Origin of the sequence: Tolypothrix sp. PCC 7601, from assembly GCF_025677855.1 — a bacterium.
Classification (GTDB): domain Bacteria; phylum Cyanobacteriota; class Cyanobacteriia; order Cyanobacteriales; family Nostocaceae; genus Aulosira; species Aulosira diplosiphon.
Genome location: NZ_CP064879.1, coordinates 7,219,919 through 7,245,508, shown reverse-complemented (window position 1 = coordinate 7,245,508; position 25,590 = coordinate 7,219,919). Strand labels below are relative to the sequence as shown.

The following is a 25,590-nucleotide window of genomic DNA, read 5'->3' as shown; positions in this document are numbered from 1 at the left end:
TAGGGTGTGTTGTCGCGCAGCGCAACGCACCAATGGACGATGAAAGGCTCAAGGTGCGTTAGCCTACGGCATAACACACCCTACCTTGAATTTATATTTATTTATATACATTGAATTTTCGCGCTCTGCCAATTTCCTTAATTTTGCATAAAATATGACTCAGAAAATAGAAACGGAAAAATCAAGGATAGCAATTATGATTTTGGCTGCGGGTGCATCTACCCGGATGGGAACACCAAAACAGCTTTTATTGTATCAAGGACGTAGCTTGGTGCAATACATTACAGAAATTGCGATCGCTTCAGTTTGTGAACCTGTAGTTGTAGTGCTTGGGGCTAATGCAGAACAAATTCGTCCTCAAATTCATGAACTCCCCGTTACTATTGTTGAGAATTTAGATTGGGCTATGGGTATGGGTAGTTCTATTAAAGCTGGGATGGATTTCTTGCATAGTCTGAATCAAAAAATTACAGGCGTAGTGATTGTACTTTGCGATCAACCATTTCTCTCTCCAGAAATTATTAATCAACTGGTTGATGCATACCATGCAACACAAAAACAAATCATTGCTTGCGAATATGCAGAAACATTAGGCGTACCTGCTTTATTTAGTCACAATTTTTTTGCAGAACTCGCCAATTTACCAGGTAATTCCGGTGCAAAAAAAGTGATTCAGAATAATCTTAATCAAGTATTCTCTATTCCTTTTAACTTAGGCAATATCGATATTGATACACCCAGCGATTATGAAAAATTAAGTAATAGGGATAGGGGACTGGGGACTGGGGATGAGGTAGATGAGGAGGCAGGGGGAGAATAAATTACCAATGCCCAATGCCCAATGCCCCATGCCCTAAATTACACAACACATCGTCCCTTCTGGAGCCAGTGTTAACCCTATATTATAATCTTCAATTGCTTTTTCTTGATTACCTAATTCTTGATAGGTTTGACTGCGGCAAAAATAAAAGAAAGCTTTATCTGGATTAATAAATATAGCTTGTGTGTAATCTTCAATTGCACCGAGGCGATCGCCTAATTTCTGTTTGCGAAAATTACCTCTGGCTGTATATAATTCGGCGCTGTTGGGATGAATACAAAGAGCTATATTAAAATCCGCGATCGCTCCTTCTACATCTCCCTGGGAAAAATGATTGTAGGCTTGCTGAACATATAAGCTGACGGCTTTTGATTGTAAAGGCATTTCTACCTGCAATGGTGGAATTACCTCTGGTTGATTAAATGTTTGAGCGTTGTTATCCATTGGGCAGAAAATAAAAATAATATAAAATTTTTCCGACTTTACCTGTTTTTAGCGTACCCACAATTATTCTGTCTGTAACTAATGACAACTCCCAAAAAGGAGAAAATTAGTCTGTCTAGAAGCACCTTAAGTAATATCACTTAAAATCTCTCCATTTCCGGCAAAATACTAGTACTTGTACTGTAGATTTTCTAGAAATTGATTTTTATATTGTTGCCTAAGCAGTTTTTCGGATATATATAATAATTTTTGTATCATTAAAAACTTGTATACTTGTGGCTCATTAATCAGCTAATCCCCATATATAGAGCATTTTGTCGTCAAGATAGTCATTAATTATGAGTGTAAATTCCCATTAGGAAACACACAGAGCAGTGACAAATCTCACGAGTTTATGTACAACTTATATGCGTAATAGCTGAGTATTTTTTAAACCCTATGGATTGCTCAAAGGAAAATTCTACAAATGAAGACAGTTGATGAGTTGTTGTCAGAGCTGTGGAGTCTGAACGTAAAGCTGTGGACTGAGGATAATAGCCTACGCTATAGCAATAAGGAGACTCTTAGCCCTAATCTGTTAGCGCAACTGCGATCGCAAGAAGCAGAAATCCTAGCAGTCCTCAACCCATCTTTTAGTTATCTTGTGCGTTCGTCAGAAGGCTATACGTCATATAGTGCTTTATCTCACGGTCAGCAAGCTTTATGGTTCCTTTATCAAATGGCACCAGAAAGCGTTGCTTACAATATATTTCAAACGGTGCGGATTAAGTCTGATTTAGATATAGAAGCATGGCAAAGAGCATGGCAAAAAATTAGCGATCACTATGCTATTCTCCGCACTACCTATACTATTCGCAACGGTCAACCAGTCCAACAGATCCATGAGCAGAAAAAGGTTGATCTAGAAGTAATAGATGCTTTAGGTTGGAGTCAAGAAGATTTAAACACCCACATTTATCAACAAACAGATTGTCCTTTTCAGTTGCAATCTGGCCCGGTGTTGCGGGTAAGGCTATTTACCAATACATCACAGGGAAATGTGCAATTAATTGTTATGCACCAGATTGCAGGTGATATGTGGTCTTTAGATTTGTTGTTACAAGAATTTCAAGTTTTTTACGCTGCGGAAATTAACACTAAAGCCACATTTTCTCATAGTATTCCTGCTCTTAGCTACCAATATACAGACTATGTCAGTCGCTATTCCCAGAAGTTAGAAACTAGCCAAGAAAAACTTTGGGAATATTGGCAAAAACAACTAGAAGGAGAATTGCCGATTTTAGATTTACCTACTGATAAGCCTCGTCCGCCAGTGCAGAGTTATCAGGGAAATACGGCTATCTTCAAGTTAGATATAGAATTGATTGCACAACTGCAGCATCTGCAAAAATCTCAAAAAGTTCCACTTTATATAATTATGCAAGCAGCATTTTTTGTGCTGCTTTACCGTTATACAGGTCAAGAAGAAATTCTGCTAGGAACTACAATGACGGGTAGATCGGCTAGCAGAGAGTTTCATCAAATTATCGGTTATTTAAGTAACATAGCAGTCTTGCGAGGTTATCTTGCGCCGCAACTCACCTTCAGGGAATTACTCAGTCAATTAAATCAGATATTCTTAGGAGCGCTTAGACATCAAGACGTTCCTTTTTCTTTGTTGGTGGAAAAATTAAAAATTAAACGCGATCGCAGTCGCTTTCCTGTGGTTTCTGCCTGTTTTAGTTGGCATAAACATCGCCTCAAAAGTATGCCAGAGTTAGAAATGGAGATTTTGCCAGAGTTAGGTTCACAACGGGGGAGCGTATTTGACATTAACTGCAAGTTAACCCAAGTAAATCACGAATATTATCTAGTTTGGGAATATAGCAGTGACTTGTTTGATGCCAAAGCCATTGCCAAAATGCAAAGTCATTACCAAACTTTACTCGAGGGAATTGTTAGCAATCCAGACCAAACTGTAGGAAAATTACCTCTGTTAACAACAGCAGAACGCCATCAGCTATTAGTAGAGTGGAACAACACATCCACAGAATATCCCCAAAAGAGCATTCATCAGCTATTCACAGAGCAAGTAGAACTGACACCAGATGCAGTGGCGTTGGTATTTGCAGAACAAAAACTCACCTATCAAGAATTAAATCAAAAAGCTAATCAACTAGCGCACTACTTGCAATCTCTAGGTGTAGGGAAAGAAGTATTGGTAGGAATTTGTGTAGAACGTTCCCTAGAAATGATTATCGGACTGTTAGGGATTCTCAAAGCTGGTGGTGTTTACGTACCTCTAGATTCCACATCTCCCCAAGAGCATATAGAGTATATCTTTGCAGAAACACAAATATCAATATTACTAACCCAAACACACTTACGGGAATCACTGCCTGTTAATGCAAGACATACAATTTGTTTGGATGGAGACTGGAATTTCATTGCTGAACATAGCCAAGAAAACCCCTCGGTACCAGTTACATCGGCAAACTTAGCATATTTGATGTACACCTTCACTGACGAGGAACCTAAAGGTGTCAGTATCATCCATCGTGGCGTAGTACGTTTGCTCAAAAATAATAACTATGCCAACTTCAGCCGAGAAGATGTTTTTGTGCAATTAGCTCCTATCTCTTTTGATGCGGCTACACTAGAAATTTGGGGTAGTTTACTCAATGGAGCAGCTTTAATTATTCTTCCTCCTGACAAATCTGAATTATCAGATTTAGCACAAGCAATTCGAGAGCATCAGGTAACAATTTTGTGGCTATCATCGGGGTTATTTGACTCAATGGTGAATGAGCAAATAGCAGACTTAAAACAGATAAAGCAAATATTAACAGGAGGTGATATTTTATCTGTTTACCATGTTAAAAAATTGCTGCAAGAAGCTCCAAAATTAAAGCTAATTAATGCTTATGGTCCAACAGAAAATACCACGTTTACCTGCTGTTACCACATACCAGAAATATCTCATATTGATCAGGCTATTCCCATTGGTCGCCCTATTGCTAATACACAAGTTTATATACTTGATAAAGAATTACAGCCTTTACCTGTGGGGATACCAGGTGAACTCTACATTGGTGGTGATGGCCTAGCGCAGGGTTACTTCCAGCAACCAGATTTGACTGCAAAGGCTTTTATCGCTAATCCCTTTCAGCCAGAAACATGTTTGTACAAAACAGGCGACCTCGCCCGTTATCTTTCAGATGGCAATATTGAGTTTATGGGAAAAATTAATAAGCAAGTGAAAATTCGTGGTTTACGGATTGAATTAGAAGAAATCGAAACTGCGTTGAGTCAGCATCCTAAGGTACAGCAAGCAGTAGTCACAATTAACAACAACGAATCAGGTAATCCCTATTTAGTTGCTTATATTGTTCCAGAGCCACATCCCAAGAAAGCAACAACCTCTAATTTAAAATCTACAGCACTGCGTAGCTTTTTACAGCAGCAATTACCAGAGTACATGGTGCCAACAACCTATGTGATTCTCAAGCAGATTCCTCTGACCAGCGAGGGTAAAGTCAACCGTCAGGCGTTACCCGAACCACATCTTTATTTAGTGGAATTAGAAAATAAATTTGTCCCACCACGTACGCCTACGGAAGCTGTGATTGCAGATATCATCGCCACAGTTCTGAACTTAGAAGAGATTGGCATTAACGATAACTTCTTTGCTTTAGGTGGAAATTCTTTATTAGCAATTCAGGTAATTTATCGGTTGCGACAAGCTTATCAATTAGACTTACCTCTGCGGTGTTTATTTGCAGCACCCACAGTAGCAGAACTGGAAAATTTTATTACTAATTATCGTCAAACAGAGTTAGGAGAAATAGTACCGACTATAGACCTAACCTCGCAACATCAAACCGAGTTTCCCCTCTCCTTTGCTCAAGCAAGGCTGTGGTTACTCGACCAAATGATTGGCAAAAGTGCTACTTACAATATCTCTTTTGCTACTAGAATTGTCGGTAATTTAGATATTAATGCTTTAGAGCGTAGCCTGTGCGAAATCGTGCAGCGTCACGCCAGCTTGCGAACTAACTTTCAGGTAGTCAAAGGTTTGAGCGTACAGGTAATTAATCCTACAGCCACTCTCACCTTACCTGTTGTCAACTTGCAGAGTTCGCCAGAACCAGAGAACGAAATTTACCGACTAGCCAAGATAGAAGCTCATATACCTTTTAACTTAGCTAGCGATTCCCTGATTCGTGTCAAACTGTTGCAATTGTCTCCTGACGAATATGTATTATTATTGACTACTCATACTATTGTGTGCGATCGCTGGTCAATCAGAATCCTCCAGCAAGAATTGTCTATTTTATATTCAGCTTTCTCTGCAGGTCAGCCTTCTCCCCTACCAGATTTACCCTTTCAATACGTAGACTATACTCTTTGGCAGTGGAAATCTCTAAGCACCAAAGTTTTACAACAACAAATTAACTACTGGAATCGGCAGTTATCTGGTGTAAAACCAGTACTTGAATTACCTACAGATAGACCAAGAAAACCCTTACAAAAAATCAAAGGTAGCAGTCTCAAGATTGAAATAGATCATCAACTGAGCCGACAATTAAAAATCCTCAGTCAGCAATCAGGTGTTACCCTATCTACAACTTTGTTAACAGTTTTGTCTGTCTTATTATTTCGCTACAGCGAGCAAAAAGATATTTTAATTGGTGCTCCTATTGCTAACCGCCACCAAGATACTGAATCTATCATCGGCTTTTTTGGCAACCTCTTAGTATTGCGAATACATATTAGAGAAAATCCTACATTTAGTGAACTTTTAACTCATGTACAGCAAGTAACATTAGCCGCTTATGCTCATCAAGATGTTCCCTTTGAGCAAATTATCAAAATTTTACAACCAGAAAGTTCTTTCAATCAAAATCCCTTAGTACAAGTGCTATACAAGTTAGAATCGAGTCCCTTCAGTTGGGAAATTCCTGGTTTGACTGTAACTCCCCTTGAAATAGAAAAAATGACTGCTAAGTTAGATTTAAGTCTATTAATGACGGAAACAGCCAGTGGAATTAAAGGCATTTGGGAGTACAATAACGACTTATTTGACTGCGAAACCATCATCCGTATGAGCGAACATTTTCAAACTTTGTTAGCTGCAATTGTGAACAATCCTCATCAGGCAATTAGACAGGTTCCGTTGTTATTAGTTAGTAATTCGTAATTCGTAGTTTAGATTAAATGGGAACAGTAAGCAGCTCTAGTACGACAACTGGTATATAAAGCGGATATTAACAATATCCCAAAAATTTAGTGTATGAAAAAATTCAGGAGCTGTTGATGCTGAAGCGAATAGTTGTTGGTATTTTACTTTTTTCGGGTGTAGCACAGGCTGCTCCTGTAAATAAAGTTGACTATCAACAGATGTATAGCAAGTGCTTGCAGTCCGCTGGTGTTACGAATAATAGCTCAGTGGATCAGTGTTCGCGCCAAACGTTTCAGGCTTCGGAGCAGGAAATTAATCAACTTTACAGTAAAATTTATAACCAAATTGCTTCTCAGCAGCCCCAAGATGCGAAACAGTTTGAACTTTCTCAAAACTTTTGGTTGAGCTATAGAGATAGTCATTGCAAGCTTGCTGGAGCTTATGTTGGGTCACCAATGTACTCATACTGTCCAATGCAGTTAAATATTTCACGGGTTGCTGAATTAAGAGAGTTTGCTGGAGAGTGATGGATACAGATACATTGATATTTTAAGTAAATATATTGAAACAGAAAATTCAAACAAGCAAAATTAAACCAAGATTTAAGTTCCTGGTAAATTCCGTAAATGCTCATCTAAATGAGTCCTATCTGCCAAAGAACGCAACAGCGGCCCGTGAGAGCTAAATTCTACAACACTCACCGAAGCAACCGGGCAACCAATACGATACCGGAAGCGTCCGACATCAATACCCAATAAGCTGCACAAGATAATTCTGATAGTTGCTTTGTGAGAAACGACTAAAACATTACCGCTTTGATAAAGATGCTTGATTTCTTCAATTACCTGGATAGCACGATGAGCTATAGTAATTGCCATTTCTCCACCAGTTGGCGCGTACCATGCGGGATCTGCTGACCAACGCAGATAATCATCGTGATATTCTTGGCTAATGACTTCTGGTGGTTTTCCTTCCCACTTACCATAATTAATTTCCTTTAAACCATCCCGCAGTTCTGGTTGGATATCTAATAATTCACAAAGAGGCGCTGCTGTCAACACAGTCCGCCGCATCGGACTAGAAAAAACTGCTCTCCAAGGGGTAGAACTATATGCAGCAGCAAAAGCCTTAGCCATTGCCAAACCTTCTGGCGTTAATTCAGAGTCTAGCGAACCGCAAAAAGCATTATTTCGGCTGCATTCCGTTTGTCCGTGACGGAGAAAATAAAGAGTTAAGCTCAAAATATTTTTCCTTTTTTGGCGTTTGGCGTTTAGTCTGATACCAAATCAAGTAATGTTGGCAACATATCACATCAATAATATTCTAGAGGGTAAGGCACTGCCCATCTGTGTCAACTTAATGCGAAACCCATAGCCTGGCTAGGAATGAATTCCTAGTCTCATAGAAAAAGTCATCTCAAGATGACTAAAGATGCCCAAAATTTTGATTCTACTTTAGTTTTCTTACAACATTAAGGGTTAAACCTTGAGCATTAAGGGTTAAAGTTTGAACATTAAGGGTTAAACCTTGAGCATTAAGGGTTAAAGTTTGAACATTAAGGGTTAAAGTTTGAGCATTAAGCCTTAAACCTTGAGCATTAAGGGTTAAAGTTTGAGCATTAAGGGTTAAACCTTGAGCATTAAGCCTTAAACCTTGAGCATTAAGCCTTAAACCTTGAGCATTAAGGGTTAAAGTTTAAGCGATCGCCTATGCAGGCAATGTTATTGTATACAGCAGATTGCAAGTTGGTGAGTTACAGATAATTGTAAGAGCAAGGCACTGCCCATTGGTGTCAACTTAACGCGAAACCCGCTTTGTAGCAAGGTTTTTGCCCTCACCCCCAACCCCTCTCCCACCGGGAGAGGGGAGCAAGAGATTTAATTCCCCTTCTCCCCCAGGAGAAGGGGTTAGGGGATGAGGGCGAAAGTTTTGTACAACGCCCGTCCTATATAGCTTTTAGCTTAAGTTGACACGTAGGGGCACTGTCGTGCCCCTACAATCTGTCGCATCCTTTTTTCAAATTGGTATTAAGTGTTCGGTGTTTCTTATTTCTCCCAGTCCCCAGTCCCCAGTCCCCAGTCCCCAATCCCCAATCCCCTCACCCCGTCGCCTGGGGAATCTGCTTTTGAATCCGAGTGTTTAACTCAGCCATCAGATTGTCTCCACTGCGTCGCGCTTCCCAAGGGCCAAAGAAACGACGACCAATATTCCATTGTCCTTGGATATAATCTTCATTTTCCGAGAGAGTGCCAATGTATTTAATTGGTGCAGGAGAGGTGATTAAATACCGCTTAGTAAAGCTAATACTACGCCCATTAACCTCACCACTGATTTGGGCTTCTCCTAAATAATTGTCATCCAAAATTGAGCCACTGAGAGCATTGCCACTTTGAACAAAGACTGCTTCAAAGCGGCTGGGCACTCCTTGTTGCCAGTACGTTCCTAGCCAAGTACCATTCAGGTCAGCCATGAGATTTTTCCAGTACTTATATTCCATTTAAGGGTATTCTCATGTCAGAGAACGTAAATATTACAACTTTGAAAGACTAGGGTAGCGATCGCTAAGTTAACTCTATCAATGAATGGGGCATGGGGCATTGGGCATTGGGCATTGGTAATTGGTAATTGGTAATTGGTAATGGAAATTTCTCCCCTGCTTCCTCTGCTCCCCCTGCCTCCTCATACCTTTCAAAGCGATCGCTAAAATAAATAGGATACAATGCCGCGATCGCATTTGCTTTTTATGACAACTCACACAATTTCCACGCCAGCAGTTGAGCCGTATCTGGATGGCAATTTTGCACCAGTGCGTCAAGAAATTACCACAGATAGCTTGCAAGTTATTGGTCAATTACCGCCAGAGTTAGCAGGGATGTTTGTCCGCAATGGCCCTAATCCCCAATGGCCGCCTATTGGTAAGTACCATTGGTTTGATGGTGATGGAATGTTACATGGTGTGCATATTAGCGAGGGTAAAGCTACTTATCGCAATCGCTATGTGCAAACTAGGGGATGGAAAATGGAAAACGAAGCGGGAAAGGCTATTTGGTCGGGGTTTATGGAACCACCCCAGATGGATAATCCCTATGGCCCTTATAAAAATACTGGTAATACTGCTTTAATTTGGCACGCGGGCAAGTTTTTGGCGCTGAATGAAGGTAGTGTACCTCACAGCATCACGCTACCTGAGTTAGACACAATTGGCGAGTATACCTATAACGGTAAGTTGGTTTCTGCTTTCACAGCTCATCCCAAGGTAGATCCAGTTACAGGCGAGATGATGTTTTTTGGCTACTCCGCCGCACCGCCATATCTGCAATACAGCAGAGTTTCCGCCGCCGGGGAGTTGTTAACAACAGTGCCCATTGAAATACCTGTGCCAGTGATGATGCATGATTTTGCCATTACTGAAAACTATACGATTTTCATGGATTTACCGCTAACATTCAGCGCTGAACGATTATATCGTGGGGAATCGATGCTGATGTTTGAGAGCGATCGCCCGAGTCGCTTTGGTGTTGTTCCACGTTCCGGCGACAATAGTAATATCCGATGGTTTGAAAGTTCTCCTTGCTACGTCTTCCACACCCTAAATGCTTATGAAGAAGGCGACGAAGTAATATTGATAGGTTGTCGTATGAGTTCTACTACTGTCTTAGTGGATACAGATAACCAAGCAGACCCAGATGGTAATATTCCCCGCTTGCATCAATGGCGGTTTAACCTCAAAACCGGAACTGTGCGCGAACAACAATTAGATGATGTGGCGGCGGAATTTCCCCGCGTCAACGAAAACTTATTAGGGCGACAAACCCGCTATGGCTACACTGGTAAGTTAGCGAATACTCCCTTACCTCTGTTTGAAGGCGTAATTAAATACGACTTCAGCAATGGGAAATCTCAAACTTATGAATTTGGTAAGGGACGCTATGGTGGTGAAGCTGTATTTGCACCACGTCCGGGAGCAACTACTGAAGATGATGGCTGGCTAATTACTTTTGTTTACGATGAAAGCTCAGAAACTTCTGAATTAATCGTAGTGAATGCTCAAGATATTACAGATAAACCTGTAGCACGGGTCATCATTCCTCAACGTGTACCTTATGGATTTCATGGTACTTGGATTTCTGAGGAAAATATAGCAGATTCAAAATAGGTGAGGTAGAGACTATTGAAAAGGCACAACAATGTTGTGCCTCTAACTTTTTGAATTAATCTTGATTAAATATCTAATTTTCTAAGAGATATACAGTATTGAAATTAATTTTAATGCGTCAATATTATTTATCTTCAATTACGAATTACAAATTACGAATTACGAATTATTATGTGGTTCCTGATTGCTTCTATTTAATTCTGCTTCTCGTAAATCTTCTATCATTTGTTGACTGTGTTGAAGATAAGCAACAAATAATAAAATTGAAAATGCCATAACAGCAAGACCTAACAAACCACCAGCAAAGGTATCATAAAGACCATGTAATACTGCTGCGATCGCAATGCCAATGGCAATAATCGCACCTTGGCGCGAAGGGTTAATTGCGGCTAATCCTAGAAAATAACCAGTAATTCCTGCCCAGATAGCATGAAATAAGGGAAGACAGACAAATCTAATCGTATTAGTTAAAACATAAGCGCTAATATCTATTTCACCTTGCACTAAACCAAAGGCATAAACTGCAGAGTAAACAACACCTTCAGAAATTGCAAATCCTAGTCCCGACATTGTGCCATAAAATGCGAATGTGAGCGGATCGCACAATTGACCACGACGTAAAAAGAAGATGTAAATTGGTAGTGCTTTACATACTTCTTCTAAAATACCTACACCTAAAATAAAGCCAATCAATCGGGGAATTAATCCCCAATCTGTAGCAGCATATAAAAAACTAAATAAAGGAAATTTTTGAATAAATAGTAAAAGTGGGATACCTACAAACACTGTAAAAGCAATGCATTTTAATATCTCTTGCCAAGAAAAATGCCTTGGTCTGATTAAATTTTGCAGAACAACTCCCCAAATTGAAGCGTAGTAGACACCTAACACCCAAGCAGTTTTTTCTAGTCCTACGTGCAACCCTGTGCGGTTGAAAATAAAGCTAACAGCTAAGGGAAATAAGCCGAAAAATAGTAGTAGTTTTACACTTGTGTGACCATACAAAGCTGGACTGAGTGCTTCGCGATAAGGAACAACCGCAGAAAAGCGAAAAGTCCGCAGCGTTTGGAAAAACTCTAGGGTATCGATGTGCTGGTAGAGAAAATCGGTGCTGAAGCGAGGTGAAGCAATGCTAGGTTTCGATGATATTTGATTATTAGTAATTGGCGATCGCACAACAGTGCTATCTGTTTTATTAGTTGTTGCTGTTGGCTGCAAAGCAAATTCTTGAGTCCAAGCGGGAATTTCACTACCTGCGGCGCGTCCATAAATTCTGACAGTTTTCGCAAAATCTGCATTCAGCAGTTTCAACTCTCGCTCAATCAACGTTACTGAAACTTGCTGATTGGGAATCCTTTGAGATTGCAGTAATATTTGCAAACAGCTATCCGCAAGATTAATTTTAGCAGTGATTCCTTGTGTTTGCAGTGCGCGGTTGACTAAGGTTGCGATCGCCTCTAAATTTCCCAGGCGGGCTAATTCTCTAGGATCTGACTGTTCCATATTGTTTCAGTAATATATTATTTATGCAGTCATAAAACATACATAACTTTTATACCGCCAGCATAGCCTAAAATTTTTAATGCCAAAATAATAACGAAAAATTAAGACGTGGGCTGACTCAAAATCAAGGTTTTTAACCTATGCAGGCGATTTACGGTTGATGATGAATTGTATTTTGTAGCCTTCAGCACCGATACGAAAACTATAATTAGCCTTGGGTGAAGTTTCTCAAAACTTTGGAACTTCAAGATTAAGCAATTAATAAGTTCTCTACCCCAGAACTCTTAGTTATTAAAAATTAGTGATAATAATAAAACTGTAGTAATTGGGGCTGAATCTTATTATGGTAGATATAAAAATATAGAAAAATATCATGTTTTTGTGATATCTTCGTTGGTTAATCAGCTTGCTTTTTAGCTACAATTACAAATTACAAATTATTAGCTAACATTTTCCGAATATCCTTCAACAGTAAAAATAAATGTAAAGGATCGGTAGGGCTTACTTCAAAATCAAAATGTTCATACCATCTCAACGCTTCATCATCTTGAGCATGAACTAACACAGCCCGAATACCTAAGATATCTGCTGCTGCATTGACACGTTTGAGGCAATCTTTTAATAAACCGCTTCCTATTCTGTGCCCTTGAAAATCTTTACTCACCGCCAACCGAGCTAACAATGCTACAGGTATAGGATATTTTGGCAATCCCTTGGTAATTCGAGGTGGCGCATCTTGATGAACAACAGAGGCTACAGTTAAAGTATAGTAACCAATTACAGTATTATCCAAACAGGCTACATAAGTTTTTGAACTATCAGACTGTTGATTTTGCAATGCATAATTAATTAAGAAATTATTTAAAGCTGGCTTTCCACAATCAAAGTTTTGAACATTATGGGAAGCAGATAACTTATCAATATATAAGTTGTTTAATGATGAGAAATTACTCAAATACGCTTGGCTCCGTTAATAAACGACGTAAACGAGGTTTTTCTGTTGATGGAGAGTCAAGTGCATCTTGAAAAGCTTGCCATTGCTCATCATCAAGCACAAAAAGCTTACGATTTGTTAAAGCCTCTTGAGCAGCAATTAAACCGTGTTCTAACAAGAACTCGCTAACATTTTTATGACTTGCCGCAGCAGCTTGCTGCAACATTTTTTTGACAATAGCACTAGTACGGATATCAATCCGTTCAGTTCTAGGCTCAAATAAGTTACTCATAATTTAGATTAGATATTACCTTTTACAGCTAAATTAGCATACACACATTGTCCTGACAAGAGGATAAATTTGCCTCAAGAAAATAGAAATTTAAAAAGCGCCCTCCCAATTGGGAGGGCGCTTTCAATTCACAGAGAAGCTATTACTTTCGTCTCAGAAATTAACCGTTAATTGCGGGAGCAGTTAGTGCAACAGGTGCTTGCTCGCCAGCAGCCAAGTCTAGAGGGAAGTTGTGAGCGTTACGCTCGTGCATTACTTCCATACCCAAGTTAGCGCGGTTGATGATATCAGCCCAGGTGTTAACTACACGACCTTGAGAGTCAATCACTGATTGGTTGAAGTTGAAACCGTTCAAGTTGAACGCCATTGTGCTTACGCCCAATGCGGTGAACCAGATACCGACTACTGGCCATGCAGCCAAGAAGAAGTGTAGAGAACGGCTGTTGTTGAAGGATGCGTATTGGAAGATTAAGCGACCAAAGTAACCGTGTGCAGCTACGATGTTGTAAGTTTCTTCCTCTTGACCGAACTTGTAACCGTAGTTTTGAGATTCGTTCTCGGTGGTTTCACGAACCAAGGAGGAGGTTACTAGAGAACCGTGCATTGCGGAGAACAAAGAACCACCGAATACACCAGCCACACCCAACATGTGGAAGGGGTGCATGAGGATGTTGTGTTCTGCTTGGAACACGATCATGAAGTTGAAGGTACCAGAGATACCCAAAGGCATACCATCAGAGAAGGAACCTTGACCAATGGGGTAGATCAAGAATACTGCTGTTGCTGCTGCTACTGGTGCAGAGAATGCTAGGCAGATCCAAGGACGCATACCCAAGCGGTAAGACAATTCCCACTCACGACCGAGGTAGCAGAATACGCCGATTAAGAAGTGGAATATTACCAATTGGTAAGGGCCGCCGTTGTACAACCACTCATCTAAGGAAGCTGCTTCCCAGATGGGGTAGAAGTGTAAACCGATAGCGTTGGAAGAAGGAACAACTGCACCAGAGACGATGTTGTTTCCGTAGATTAAGGAACCTGCAACAGGTTCACGGATACCATCGATGTCTACTGGAGGCGCTGCGATGAAGGCGATTACGAAGCAAGCGGTTGCAGCTAGTAGGGTTGGGATCATGAGGACACCGAACCAACCGATGTATAGACGGTTATTGGTGCTGGTTATCCATTCGCAGAAGCGATCCCATACGTTAGCGCTAGAGCGCTGTTGTAAGGTTGCTGTCATTGTTTTATGAATGCGGTTAGTGTTTTATGAATCAGACAGGTTTGTTTTTGTCTGTAAACTTACTTTACACTCATTTACAAAAGTTAATCAAGTACTAATTCTTGTAGAAAAGTAATACAAGTGATTAGTTTTACTTATATAGAGGTCAAAAATCTGACTCAAAAAGCAGGGAGTAAAATTCTCAAATTCCACAGCCATCAAGAGTTTCCATCTCTGGTTTACTATTGGTTAGCTATTTATTCCACAAATTCTGGTCGCGCTTTTTGGGTGGACTGCAACTTCGCTTCTAATGCTGTCCAATTTTCTTGCTCAATTAAATGAATCACTTCATCAAGCTGATGGCGATATTGTTGTAGTGAACTCAGCAATGCCTGCTGATTGAACTGTGCCATCATTACGCCCAACTCTGGATTTCCACCACCGACGCGGCTGGTATCGCGAAAACCGGAACTGGCTAAATTTTGCGCCAGTTGTAAAACTGCGGGGTCAGTTTCACCCAGACAAGCTGCAATTAGGGAAGCGCTGACCATTACAGGTAAATGAGAAATCCAGCTGACAGCGCGGTCATGTTGTTCTGGCTGACAATGGTAGATTTTAGACCCAAGCGATCGCACAATTTCTTCTACTACCGCAGTTGCTTGGGGTGGTGTGGTATTGGTTGGTGTCAGTACATAAGGGCGCTCAACAAATAAATGGCGTTGTGCGGCTTCAATACCGCTATCGGCTGTTCCCGCCATCGGGTGACCGCCCACAAAATTTTCCCACAGAGGCGCGATCGCATTCACAATGGGAGCTTTGACAGAACCAACATCAGTGATTATGGTAGCCGCAGACAGATGCTCAATTAACTGCTGAATTTGGGGAACAATAAGAGCTATAGGTGTACAAATAAATACAATGTCTGCCGTAGCAAAGAGACTCAGATCTACCGCGGCCCGATCAACGCTACCCAAAGCTATTGCCTTTTGACAGGTTGATTCACGCCGACTCACTCCTAAAACCTCATGACCTTGCGATCGCAAATCAAAGCCCAAAGATCCACCAATTAGCCCGAGTCCTAAAATCCCAATTTTCATTTTTGATTTTGTTAGTTTGTCTGTTCAATATTTTCTCCATTCTTTACTCACTATTAAAGTTGGCATTTCAGGGGTAGCATTTATGAATATAGAAGAATTACTGCAAAAGTACGCTGCTGGAGTGTTTGATTTTACTGGTGTTGACCTAGCGGAAGCTAACTTAAGTGGTGTCAAACTCAGTGGTATAAATCTTAGTAAAGCTAACTTGAGTGTAGTTAATTTAAGTGGTGCAAATCTCAGCCAAGCTAATTTGAGCAATGCTACCCTCAATGTGGCGAGATTAAGTGGTGTGAATCTCACCAGAGCGATTTTAAATAACGCCAATCTGAATGTTGCTAATTTAATTCGCGCCAACCTGAATCATGCTCAACTGAAAGCAGCCTCGTTAGTTCGGGCTGAATTAATTCGTGCAGACCTCAGTAGCGCCGACCTATCTGGAGCTAACCTCAAAAGCGCCGACCTCAGAGAAGCAACGCTACGCCAAGCAACTCTCCGTGGTGCCGATTTAAGTGAAGCTAGCTTTCGCGGGACTTGTTTTCGTGGAGCCAACTTAGAAATGGCTAATTTCCAGTCCAGTGATTTGGTGCGAGCAGATCTCAGTGGGGCAAATTTACGAGAAGCTGAACTCAAACAAGCAAATCTTAACCGTGCAAATCTCAGCGGCGCTGATTTAAGTGGTGCTAACCTACGTTGGGCGGATTTAAGCGGGGCTAACCTCAGTTGGGCAGATTTAAGCGGAGCGAAATTAAGTGGTGCCAACTTGATGGGAGCAGACTTTAGCAATGCTAATTTAACCAACACCAGCTTAGTACACGCCAATTTAACCCAGGCAAAATTAATCAAAGCGGAATGGATCGGAGCTGACTTAACAGGTGCAACATTAACCGGAGCCAAGCTTTATGCGACTTCCCGGTTTGGTTTAAAAACCGAAGGCATAATTTGTGAATGGGTTGACCTCTCCGCATCTGGCGATCGCTCCATTATCCAAAAGTTCAACTCTGAAGACCCAGGGGACTTTTTTAATGAAACTGCACCAACTATTCGGATTATCGTTGATGCAGCCTTAGAACATGAAGCTAACTTTGCCCTGGCTGGTGCTTACTACCAAATTTCTCGCCAATACCGCAGGCTGAAATTACCCCCAGCTACAGATATTGGTCGTCGCCGCACGGTGTTTACATTCCGAGTAGATAGGGACGAAGAATTATTACCGATTGCTTATATTGCGATTTTGCCATTTCAGGATGCGATCGCTACCCAAAAAAATATTGACAACCTGGTAGATATGATTAAAACCGAAGATCTATCTCAGCAGGGTCTAAACACATCCCATCGGGTGAGGCAATTAAGGGCTGCGATCGCGGAAGCTAAAAATGAGTCCCAGAAAATTAGAGAGATGCAAAAAATTCTGGAGTTAGCTGCAAAACTTAGCTTCTTCAAAACTCCCACGCAGACGATATTAACCAATTCCAGTGCCCAAACTTTAATTTTGTACGATCACCCCTATTTTGGTAAACGATTTATTAATCAGTCAGATGGCAGTGCTGCATTCTTTGATAAGATGTCCAATGAAACTGCCCAAAATATATTACCTGCATTAAATATGGTTATAGATTTTGTTAAAAGTTTTCATTACATTGAACACTGAAAATTATCAGTCAAATAACTATTGACTTTTAAACTGATAAATTTGTGGAGGATAAAAATGCGTGATACTTTTAATAAAATGATGGGACGGACTCGTTATGTTGTCTGTCGTCTATTTTTGCATTTAGGTGGGTCAGAAGTAGCACCTATTTTAGGGGTTTTCAATCGTGCAGCCAGAGAAGCGATCGATGCAGATGGAGACTTACAAGTTTTGGGAGAAGGCTTAGTAGAAATCTGCGAAACCCTTTTGCGCTATGATGAATACTGGCTTTCTGCGGCTAATGAAGGCGATGTATTTTGGAATGAAGGGGAAGCCGGAGATTATGTCAATGAACTATTTAGTGATTCAGCTTCCAGATACGGTGCTGACCTAGATTTAGGTTCTGATTCTGGATTCAATGACCCTTTATCCATACCTGTAACACGCAACATTATTGTGATGATTACAGTAGCTTTTACAGGAGAAGTCCCACAAATAGAAACAGACTTATCCAACGTTCAAGCATTAAAAGAAGGGTTAAAAGCCTTTATTAATTTGCACTACCAAAATAAACTCCAGGCAGTTCAAGTACACTTCTCTCCAGCACAATTAGGTGATGAACTCACTAACGATCAGCTGGTGCAATATTATCCAGAATTAATACCTTTGTAAGCATTTGGTGTTTGTCATTTGTTATTTGTCATTTGTCATTTGTTATTTGTTATTGGGTAAGGGGTAATGGGTAATGGTAATTCTCCCCTTATCTCCCTCATCTCCCTCATCCCCCTCATCTCCCTCATCTCCCCAATCCCCAATCCCAGGTTGGGTAGTCCCTACTTACAACCACTAGGGAGAAATTGTTAAGCTCAAAGATAGGATATTTAGCGCAATGATCATGAACATACTGCGTAGATTTACAGTCGTGGTATTAGCCATGAGTTTATGTTTGACCTCTGTTGCTTGCGGCAGTTCAAACGAAACTACACCACCAGCAAGGAACGTTAGCCAAACCTCTACGGCTACCAAACTGAGTGATGGGCAGTATCAAGTACAACAAGCCACCTATGATGATGGTACTGGTGAGTACACGCTGTTTTTAATTAACAGTAAACCACCTACATTTGTCACCGAGAATTTGCAAATGGCACGGCTGACGGATGAAGAAGTTAAAGAAGGTAAAAAAAGTTATCTGAAAGTGGAAAATGGCCAGCCCAGCCTCTACTTAACAGAAGACTTTAAAATTGAGTACGTTCATAACGTTACCCAACAACAAACTAATCCCCAAACAGGACGGCAAGAAACGGTTGTAGTCCGCCAAGAAAATAGTTTCTGGGCTCCTTTTGCTGGCGCGGTAGCTGGTAATATTGCAGGTCAGGCAATTGGTAGTCTCTTGTTTAGACCCCAGTACTATGTACCTCCTGTTTATCAACCCGGACAAGTTTTAACTGGCTATGGTGGATACGGTAACAGCTATGACCAAGCGGTTTCTAGCTACCGTAGTCGCTACAATGAACCACCCGCAGCTGTGAGAAATCGTACAGTTTTCCGTAGTACAGGCACAATTAGAAGAACATATCCTAGCGGCTCAACAGTACGCAGCACACCAAGCCGTACTACTACAAATAGCCGTCCTAGCGGTTCTGGTTTTGGTGGTAGTCAACTCAGACCTTCTAATAGTTCTAGATCTCCTAGAAGCAATCCTAGCGGTAGTAGTTTCGGTAGTGGCGGTCGTTCTCGTCGCGCGCCCTCTTTTGGTGGTAGACGGCGTTAATTTCACCGCTTCTCCCTGGCGAAAAGTTTAACCAAACTGAAGAAAAAAAAGACCCGCCCTTAGTGAAATTAAGGGCGGGTTTTTTTTCTTCACTGATACCAATTCTCTACAATTAGTCAAGATTCTGTTGGAGTTTCATAATTACGAATTACGAATTACAAATTACGAATTGGTATTATTTAGATGCTAATAGCTGTAATAAGTCTGAATGTGCCATGACAACACTGGGTTCAGTTTGGAGAGCAGCGTAATACTTTTTGGCAAAAGCACTACCTTCCTCGGACGGTACAATCAGATTACGGGTATGGGTAATCAGGTTTTGGACATCTTCCAGCGCTAGAGGTTCATCGGCTGCTAGCATTTCATCGATTTGTACAACCGTCTCAGAGATGCGATGTAACCAAGCAAATTGTTCATCACTAATCACCAGTCGTAGGAGTTCGTTACTAGTTACTCTTCCACGTACCTGTTCGTAAGCAATGCGTTCTGTCTCCAGCAAACAGGAGTGCAGAGTGAGGAGTTTGTTTCGCAAATTACGTAAAAATTGCTGTTGATTTATTCTTTGTAAAAGTGTGTTAGAAGTCAATTGAACCCATCCTCCCGTTACGATAATCTTCAATTGCTTGAATAATTTCAGCTTTAGTATTCATGACAAATGGGCCGTAGCGAACCACTGGTTCGTTGAGCGGTACACCAGCAATCAGCAGCACATCTAATGCTGAATTTGCGTTTGCGGGATTAGCAATCACCACTTCTTCACCATCCTGTGCAAACAATACCATTTGCCCATCTCCCGCACGCTCCTTCTCTGCACCAAACAACCCTTCGCCATCAAGTACATATGTAAAAGCATTGTATGCTTTTGGCATGGGTTGAATTGCGATCGCTCCTGGTTGAATTATGAAATGTAGATACATAATCGGAGTTTGGGTTTGGATGCTAGATTTCGCTCCTAGTGCTTCTCCGGCTATGACTTTGACACTCACCAAACCATCAGCTGTTTGAGCTTGGGGAATACGTTCTGCTGGAATTTCCTGATAGCGCGGCTTGATCATTTTGTCTCGCTGAGGTAAATTCACCCACAATTGCAACCCATGAATCCTGCCGCCATGACGCGCCAGTTCTTGTTCTGGCATTTCTGAATGCACAACGCCAGATCCGGCTGTCATCCATTGCACATCACCCGCATGAAGTTTGCCCGCGTTTCCTTGAGAATCTTTGTGTTCAAAGCAACCTGCCAAAATATAGGTGACTGTCTCAAAGCCTCTATGGGGATGATCTGGCGCTCCTTTAGCTGCACCAGGTTCGACATCAACCGGGCCAATTTCATCTAGGAGGAGAAAGGGGTCAAAATCACCAAAGGTAGCTTTAGGAAATGGCCGACGCACAAGCATTCCTTCACCCTCTAGGGTTTGTACGCTATTGATGATTCCTGCGACTGTTCGCATCGTTCCTATTTGAGTTGTCATTTATCTCCTCCTGGGGATGCTATGTTTCTGCTTTTCTATTGCCTTCGTCTGTACTCGCAGTCCATGAAACTATTTTCCATACCAACTCTTAGTCTGTAATTAATCAAATCAGCCATTTACGCCAGGTTGTGGCACAACCAAGTATGAAAATCTGTCTTTCCCATGACGGCAGTTGCTACAACGCGGGAAACCCGCGCAACGCACTGCCTCCCCTATGCCCCATGCCCCATGCCCTATGCCCATTTTAAAGTTAGATTTTATCTGGCTTTGTGAGTTTAAATCAGTTGCCGAAGTTTAGAGAATTGGTCTAACTTAGGTAATAAATTCTATGTTCACGCTAAAACCGAGTTTTCACATTTTTTACCTACGCTTACCCTCATTTTTTCTCTGTGCCTGTGTGGTTTTTTAGTAACTGCGTGAGGTAGAAATAATGTCTTTATAGCTCTTATATATGATTAGTCTTATATTAGCATAAGATTATATAAAAAGTCACATAGAGAACTTTCACTACTTAATATTCGGAAAACCGTCCATGTCATTAGCACACACCATTTTAGGACTGCTTGAGCAACAAGAAATGACAGGTTACGACCTGAAAAACACTTGTTTCGATCAATGTGTTGCTCACTTATGGCCCGCAGATCAGGCACAGATTTACAGAACCCTGGATAAATTAGTTGAGCAGGGTTGGACTACTTGTTGTGTTGAAATTCAGAGCGATCGCCCTAATCGCAAGGTATATTCTTTAACGGAAGAGGGAAAAGCCGAATTACTCAGGTGGCTGCAATGTCATCAGCCTGTACCAACAGTACGAGAACCGTTTCTAGTGCAATTATTTTTTGCTGCACAATTACCAAATCCAGCCATCATTAAATTGCTAGAACAGCAGCTAGCTGCACGCAGCAAAAAACTAGCTGACTGTAACAATATTCAACTACCAGAGCTAGAAGATTGTGCAAACCGTGAGCAAATTATGCAACGGCTGGTTCTAGACTTAGTAACTCAAAGAGAAAAAACTTATATAGATTGGCTAAAAACAGCTATTGAAGCCATTAAAAGTTCTTAATTAGAATATTTAGCCCACTTAGCTTTATCTTATTCATATTATTTTCTTCTTACTCTAATTTTCTCTAATACATCCAATAAGCAATAAAAATTCACACAAATTCTATTCCGATATATCGCGATATATTCCGATATATCGTATAGTAGAGAAAGTTGATTGGAAATTTATTTATGTTTAGACACTTTCGTTCCCGTTTTCCAGTACATGCATGGGCTGGAGCCAGTGATGATGACCTCAGCTTTGTCAGTTCTCACTTCCAGCATCGCAAGCATCACGATAGACATCACGAGCAGCACTTTGGCAATGAAATGTTTGGTGGTGCTTGGAAAGAAGAATACCGAACTCGTCGAGGTGATATTAAATTCATCCTGCTGGAATTGTTATCCGAGCATCCTAGTCATGGTTACGACCTGATTAAAGAGATGGAAAGCCGCTATGGAGGGTTTCGTAAACTCAGCCCTGGCTCAGTTTATCCCACACTCCAAATGCTCGAAGAAGGTGGGTATTTGCGGAGTTCTCAAGAAGGCGGTAAGCGAATTTATACAATTACCGATGAAGGTAGACAACTCTTAGCAGAACGTACCCAGCAGGAAACCTCAGACTCTCCCTGGGATGTCTTCAAAAGCTTTATGTCAGGTAAACCTCAGGAGTTTATCGAGCTGCGAAATGCCGCCACAGAACTAGCTGGTGCTGTGGTACAAGTTGCGCGCAGCGGTAATGTAGAGCGTATGAAGCGAGTACGCGAACTCTTAGAAAACGCCAAACGCGAAATTTACGCAATTTTAGCCGAAAAATAAGCGAAATTGGTCAAGGGTCAAAGGTCAAGGGTTAAGGGTCAAAAGGTAGTTTATTTCTCCCCCATTACCCATTACCCAATCCCCAATCCCCAGTCCCCAATCCCCACCCACTACGCCAACGCAACCGCAGCAGACTCCCAGCGTCCTACAGCCTTACCAATAACGCCTAATTCTTGCATTAAGCGGTCGAAAGCATCTGGTGTGAGAGATTGCGGCCCATCTGACATAGCTTTTTTCGGGTTGGGGTGAACCTCAATCATGAGAGAATCAGATCCAGCTGCGATCGCGGCCATTGCCATAGAAGGAACAAACTCCGACCAACCTGTACCATGACTGGGGTCAATCATAATTGGTAGGTGAGTTAGCTTCCGTAAAACTGGTACTACTGATAAATCTAGGGTATTGCGAGTATACTGGCGGTCAAAAGTACGAATTCCGCGTTCACATAAAACTACATTCGGATTTCCCGCCGCCAAAACATACTCAGCAGCCATTAACCAATCTTCAATAGTAGCTGCCATACCCCGCTTTAATAGCACAGGTTTTGATTGCGCTCCTACTTTTTTGAGTAGGGAAAAATTCTGCATATTTCTTGCGCCTACCTGGATCATATCCGCAACCTCTGCGATTTTATCCAGGTCAGCAGCGTCCATTACTTCTGTAATTACGCCTAAACCGCTAACTTCTCTAGCCTTTGCTAATAATTCCAAAGCACTCTCGCCGTGTCCTTGGAAAGCATAAGGTGAAGTGCGGGGTTTGTATGCACCACCGCGCAAAAATTTGGCTCCAGAGGCTTTCACGCGCTGGGCTGTCTCAATAATCATGTCTTCATTTTCTACGGAGCAGGGGCCAGCAACCACTACTACAGGGTGTTGTTCGCCAAACACCACTGGGCCATCAGGAGTGTTGACTACAACCTCAGAAGCTTCCCCATGACGATACTGACGACTAGCACGTTTATAGGGTAACTCTACCCGCAAAACTTGCTCAATCCAAGGGCTAACTTCCTGAATTTGCAAGGGGTCTAAGTCAACAGTCTCACCGACTAAACCAATAACTACTTTATGCTTACCAACAATTTTTTCTGGAGTCAGTCCCCAGCTAGTTAATTCATCGTTAATCCGATTAATTTCTGCTTCTGGGGAACCAACTTTCATTACCACAATCATGATTAAATTCCCTAATGACTTGAGTTGTCTGTTAACAAAATCTAGAGTGATTAAACTCAGTTTATAGAATTGATACAAATGCGGTGTAAACGATTCCTGTAAACAAAGATGTATGACAGCAGAATTTATATTTACTATAGATTCCTTATCTTTTCAGTGCTGTAATACATCCTACTTATATAGTTTTGTATAAACATACTCTTAGGGGCGTAACCTTTTGATATTTAACGGTTAAGCACAAAATCACAAAATATTTATCTAAAAAATATAGCGCTCAGTGGTTCTGTGGCTGAATATTGGGGTTAAAAAAAATCATAAATTTTTAATTAGTAATGTTGAAGTTACGTAATCTCAACTTCAACATCTACTATAAAATTTACCCAACATTACAGTTTGCTGATACCTGAGCGCTAAAATATCAAACCTTATTTTGCCGAGTTTCGCGCCAAACTGCCACCATACGTCCCCAATTGGTGCCGAACTCTCCAATACCCAGCCAACTGCCTACTCTGTCTTCATCCCAAGAGGCAGAGAGTACACCATAGGTTATCCCTAATACCCCTATACCAAACAATCCCATGTTGACCAATAACACAGCAATGGGAGGTAGTTTGATGTCGGTATAGATAGCCAGCAAATAGCTGACTATCAAAGTAGCAATTCCCAAAGCTGTAGGTATACCGCAAAACGCGGCTACTCGTCGAATCATCCGTTGGCTAACAACTTTTGGGATTGCCATTTCCTCTTTGTTAAAAGGTGGCTGCTTGCTTGTCTTTCCCTGAGATGCTTTTGGCTGTGCTGGTGGTTGACTCTTAGCTTTGGCTGGTTTTGGGTTCTTTTTGTTCGGTTCAAAAGGTAAGCGGCTACGTTCCGATTCTTCAGCAGACATAAGCGGTATCCTTAACCACGAATTCCCAGACGAGCAATTAAAGCTTGATATTTTTCCCGGCTTTCCGCTTGTACATAGGAAAGCAGACGCTTACGATGACCAATCAACTTTAACAATCCTCTGCGGGAAGAATGGTCTTTTTTATTTGCTTGCAAATGTTCGCTGAGGCGGTTGATGCGCTCAGTAAGCATCGCAATTTGGACATCGGCAGAGCCGGTATCGGTTTCGTGAACTTGATAGCTCGAAATGAGTTCTTGTTTGCGCTGTTGCGTCAGAGCCATGATCGATGTAATTTCTAGTTTTCTAAATTTATGCAGCAGTCTCTAATAATATCACAGCCCTCAAGCTGTGGGGTGAATCAACTTTACGGGAGAAGTGGTGAGTGGTGAGTGGTGAGTGCTGAGTAAGTTTTTTAACCAGACAGAGATAGTAGATTTTTAGTTGGAAGTCTTGAAGTCTGTTGTTTTGACGCAAAAAAATTTGGTATTTCTCTGTTCTTAAGATTGCAAAGGAATGACGCTAGCGCTTTTGGCTGTACTATCCCAAACTATCCAGCTACAAGAATTATCTACATCATCGGCATTATTTGTCACTTTAAAATACAGCTTCTCTTTATTCTTCGGTTCAATGGCGAAATCGGCATTTTGAGCATAAACTACTTTAAAACCTCTATCTCTTAAGCAATACATCGCCCATGCTTTCAAAGACTGCTTATAAGGTTCGTGGGGAATTGGCGGTTTGGTAATTGCTTCTTCAATGACTTTTAATACTTGCGTTGATATCATAAATTTGCTTGAGGGCTTTTAGTTCAAGAGTTTTTGTGGTAATGGGGAATGGGTAATGGGGAATGGGTAATGGGGAATGGGTAATGGGGAATGGGTAATGGGTAATGGGTAATGGGTATGAGTCTTTAGCTATCAATAAAGTTAGGACTTCCAGAAAATAAATTATCCAAATATAGTCCGAGAATATTTTTATTCTCCCCCTGCTCCCTGCTCCCTGCTCCCTGCTCCCTGCTCCCTGCCAAGAAAGCGATAGTATATTTTTTATTTGGAAGTCCCTCAAGGGATTGTGTTGCAATCAAGAAAGACAAAAATATTCCGTGGTGTTCACTAATATTTGCATAAGCTTTGAATGATGGGAGATATATATAAGAAAATCTTCCCATACTAT

Annotated in this window: 25 protein-coding genes; 9 read left to right on the top strand and 16 right to left on the bottom strand. The window is 41.2% G+C overall.

Features of this window, described 5'->3' with window-relative positions:
* The first annotated feature begins 154 nt into the window (after positions 1–154).
* Complete coding sequence (locus tag HG267_RS29385; protein WP_045871204.1) at positions 155–820, top strand: NTP transferase domain-containing protein; 666 nt, start codon at positions 155–157, stop codon at positions 818–820.
* A 33-nt stretch (positions 821–853) separates the two neighbouring features.
* Here the strand turns inward: HG267_RS29385 and HG267_RS29380 are convergent, their stop codons facing one another.
* Positions 854–1,264: a tetratricopeptide repeat protein gene (locus HG267_RS29380; protein ID WP_052335232.1), complete on the bottom strand. Its 411-nt coding sequence runs from the start codon at positions 1,262–1,264 to the stop codon at positions 854–856.
* A 466-nt stretch (positions 1,265–1,730) separates the two neighbouring features.
* On the opposite strand from HG267_RS29380, the gene HG267_RS29375 reads away from it, so the two are divergent.
* Positions 1,731–6,443, top strand: coding sequence for a non-ribosomal peptide synthetase (locus HG267_RS29375; protein ID WP_045871366.1), 4,713 nt, complete (start codon positions 1,731–1,733; stop codon positions 6,441–6,443).
* 89 nt (positions 6,444–6,532) lie between these two features.
* Entirely contained in the window at positions 6,533–6,952 is a 420-nt protein-coding gene (locus HG267_RS29370) for a lysozyme inhibitor LprI family protein (RefSeq protein ID WP_235623069.1), read from the top strand.
* A gap of 75 nt (positions 6,953–7,027) precedes the next feature.
* Here HG267_RS29370 and HG267_RS29365 read toward each other — a convergent pair whose 3' ends face one another.
* The 3 genes from HG267_RS29365 to HG267_RS29355 form a co-directional block, all read right to left on the bottom strand.
* On the bottom strand, positions 7,028–7,666 hold the full coding sequence (locus tag HG267_RS29365; protein WP_045871203.1) for a histidine phosphatase family protein: 639 nt from the start codon (positions 7,664–7,666) through the stop codon (positions 7,028–7,030).
* 857 nt (positions 7,667–8,523) lie between these two features.
* Complete coding sequence (locus HG267_RS29360) at positions 8,524–8,895, bottom strand: hypothetical protein (protein ID WP_045871202.1); 372 nt, start codon at positions 8,893–8,895, stop codon at positions 8,524–8,526.
* A 91-nt stretch (positions 8,896–8,986) separates the two neighbouring features.
* Positions 8,987–9,145, bottom strand: a complete 159-nt coding sequence (locus HG267_RS29355; RefSeq protein ID WP_155539324.1) for a hypothetical protein — start codon at positions 9,143–9,145, stop codon at positions 8,987–8,989.
* A 23-nt stretch (positions 9,146–9,168) separates the two neighbouring features.
* On the opposite strand from HG267_RS29355, the gene HG267_RS29350 reads away from it, so the two are divergent.
* Complete coding sequence (locus HG267_RS29350; protein WP_228045789.1) at positions 9,169–10,581, top strand: carotenoid oxygenase family protein; 1,413 nt, start codon at positions 9,169–9,171, stop codon at positions 10,579–10,581.
* 159 nt (positions 10,582–10,740) lie between these two features.
* Here the strand turns inward: HG267_RS29350 and HG267_RS29345 are convergent, their stop codons facing one another.
* The 5 genes from HG267_RS29345 to HG267_RS29325 all read right to left on the bottom strand — a co-directional run bounded on the left by HG267_RS29345 (position 10,741) and on the right by HG267_RS29325 (position 15,629).
* Positions 10,741–12,084, bottom strand: a complete 1,344-nt coding sequence (locus tag HG267_RS29345; RefSeq protein WP_063749832.1) for a PrsW family intramembrane metalloprotease — start codon at positions 12,082–12,084, stop codon at positions 10,741–10,743.
* A 430-nt stretch (positions 12,085–12,514) separates the two neighbouring features.
* Positions 12,515–13,039 (bottom strand): GNAT family N-acetyltransferase, encoded by a 525-nt coding sequence (locus HG267_RS29340; RefSeq protein WP_045871201.1) that lies wholly within the window; start codon positions 13,037–13,039, stop codon positions 12,515–12,517.
* On the bottom strand, positions 13,032–13,310 hold the full coding sequence (locus HG267_RS29335; protein WP_045871200.1) for a DUF1778 domain-containing protein: 279 nt from the start codon (positions 13,308–13,310) through the stop codon (positions 13,032–13,034). The genes HG267_RS29340 and HG267_RS29335 overlap by 8 nt, the downstream gene beginning before the upstream one ends.
* A 160-nt stretch (positions 13,311–13,470) precedes the next feature.
* Positions 13,471–14,553, bottom strand: coding sequence for a photosystem II q(b) protein (gene psbA / locus HG267_RS29330; protein ID WP_045871199.1), 1,083 nt, complete (start codon positions 14,551–14,553; stop codon positions 13,471–13,473).
* Between the two features lie 236 nt (positions 14,554–14,789).
* Positions 14,790–15,629, bottom strand: coding sequence for a prephenate/arogenate dehydrogenase (locus HG267_RS29325; RefSeq protein ID WP_045871198.1), 840 nt, complete (start codon positions 15,627–15,629; stop codon positions 14,790–14,792).
* A gap of 82 nt (positions 15,630–15,711) precedes the next feature.
* Here HG267_RS29325 and HG267_RS29320 point away from each other — a divergent pair, with 82 nt between their 5' ends.
* The 3 genes from HG267_RS29320 (at position 15,712) to HG267_RS29310 (ending at position 19,027) form a co-directional block, all read left to right on the top strand.
* Positions 15,712–17,277: a pentapeptide repeat-containing protein gene (locus HG267_RS29320; protein ID WP_045871197.1), complete on the top strand. Its 1,566-nt coding sequence runs from the start codon at positions 15,712–15,714 to the stop codon at positions 17,275–17,277.
* A 57-nt stretch (positions 17,278–17,334) separates the two neighbouring features.
* A complete protein-coding gene (locus tag HG267_RS29315) occupies positions 17,335–17,928 on the top strand; it encodes a DUF1517 domain-containing protein (protein ID WP_045871196.1) in 594 nt (197 codons plus the stop codon).
* 217 nt (positions 17,929–18,145) lie between these two features.
* A complete protein-coding gene (locus HG267_RS29310; protein ID WP_045871195.1) occupies positions 18,146–19,027 on the top strand; it encodes a hypothetical protein in 882 nt (293 codons plus the stop codon).
* A 175-nt stretch (positions 19,028–19,202) separates the two neighbouring features.
* Here the strand turns inward: HG267_RS29310 and HG267_RS29305 are convergent, their stop codons facing one another.
* Positions 19,203–19,613, bottom strand: coding sequence for a hypothetical protein (locus HG267_RS29305; protein ID WP_228045775.1), 411 nt, complete (start codon positions 19,611–19,613; stop codon positions 19,203–19,205).
* Positions 19,603–20,496 carry a pirin family protein gene (locus HG267_RS29300; protein WP_045871194.1) on the bottom strand — a complete coding sequence of 298 codons (894 nt, stop codon included), beginning with the start codon at positions 20,494–20,496 and terminating at the stop codon, positions 19,603–19,605. The genes HG267_RS29305 and HG267_RS29300 overlap by 11 nt, the downstream gene beginning before the upstream one ends.
* Positions 20,497–21,028: 532 nt before the next feature.
* On the opposite strand from HG267_RS29300, the gene HG267_RS29295 reads away from it, so the two are divergent.
* Entirely contained in the window at positions 21,029–21,562 is a 534-nt protein-coding gene (locus HG267_RS29295) for a PadR family transcriptional regulator (protein ID WP_045871193.1), read from the top strand.
* Between the two features lie 170 nt (positions 21,563–21,732).
* Positions 21,733–22,359: a PadR family transcriptional regulator gene (locus HG267_RS29290; protein WP_045871192.1), complete on the top strand. Its 627-nt coding sequence runs from the start codon at positions 21,733–21,735 to the stop codon at positions 22,357–22,359.
* Between the two features lie 110 nt (positions 22,360–22,469).
* Here the strand turns inward: HG267_RS29290 and aroF are convergent, their stop codons facing one another.
* From aroF to HG267_RS29265, 5 genes are all read right to left on the bottom strand, one after another.
* Positions 22,470–23,528 (bottom strand): 3-deoxy-7-phosphoheptulonate synthase, encoded by a 1,059-nt coding sequence (gene aroF, locus HG267_RS29285; protein ID WP_045871191.1) that lies wholly within the window; start codon positions 23,526–23,528, stop codon positions 22,470–22,472.
* Between the two features lie 418 nt (positions 23,529–23,946).
* Complete coding sequence (locus tag HG267_RS29280; protein WP_045871190.1) at positions 23,947–24,417, bottom strand: PAM68 family protein; 471 nt, start codon at positions 24,415–24,417, stop codon at positions 23,947–23,949.
* 11 nt (positions 24,418–24,428) lie between these two features.
* Positions 24,429–24,698 (bottom strand): 30S ribosomal protein S15, encoded by a 270-nt coding sequence (gene rpsO, locus HG267_RS29275; protein WP_045871189.1) that lies wholly within the window; start codon positions 24,696–24,698, stop codon positions 24,429–24,431.
* Between the two features lie 216 nt (positions 24,699–24,914).
* Complete coding sequence (locus HG267_RS29270) at positions 24,915–25,202, bottom strand: hypothetical protein (protein ID WP_045871188.1); 288 nt, start codon at positions 25,200–25,202, stop codon at positions 24,915–24,917.
* A gap of 125 nt (positions 25,203–25,327) precedes the next feature.
* A complete protein-coding gene (locus tag HG267_RS29265) occupies positions 25,328–25,585 on the bottom strand; it encodes a hypothetical protein (protein WP_045871187.1) in 258 nt (85 codons plus the stop codon).
* Positions 25,586–25,590: the final 5 nt, after the last annotated feature.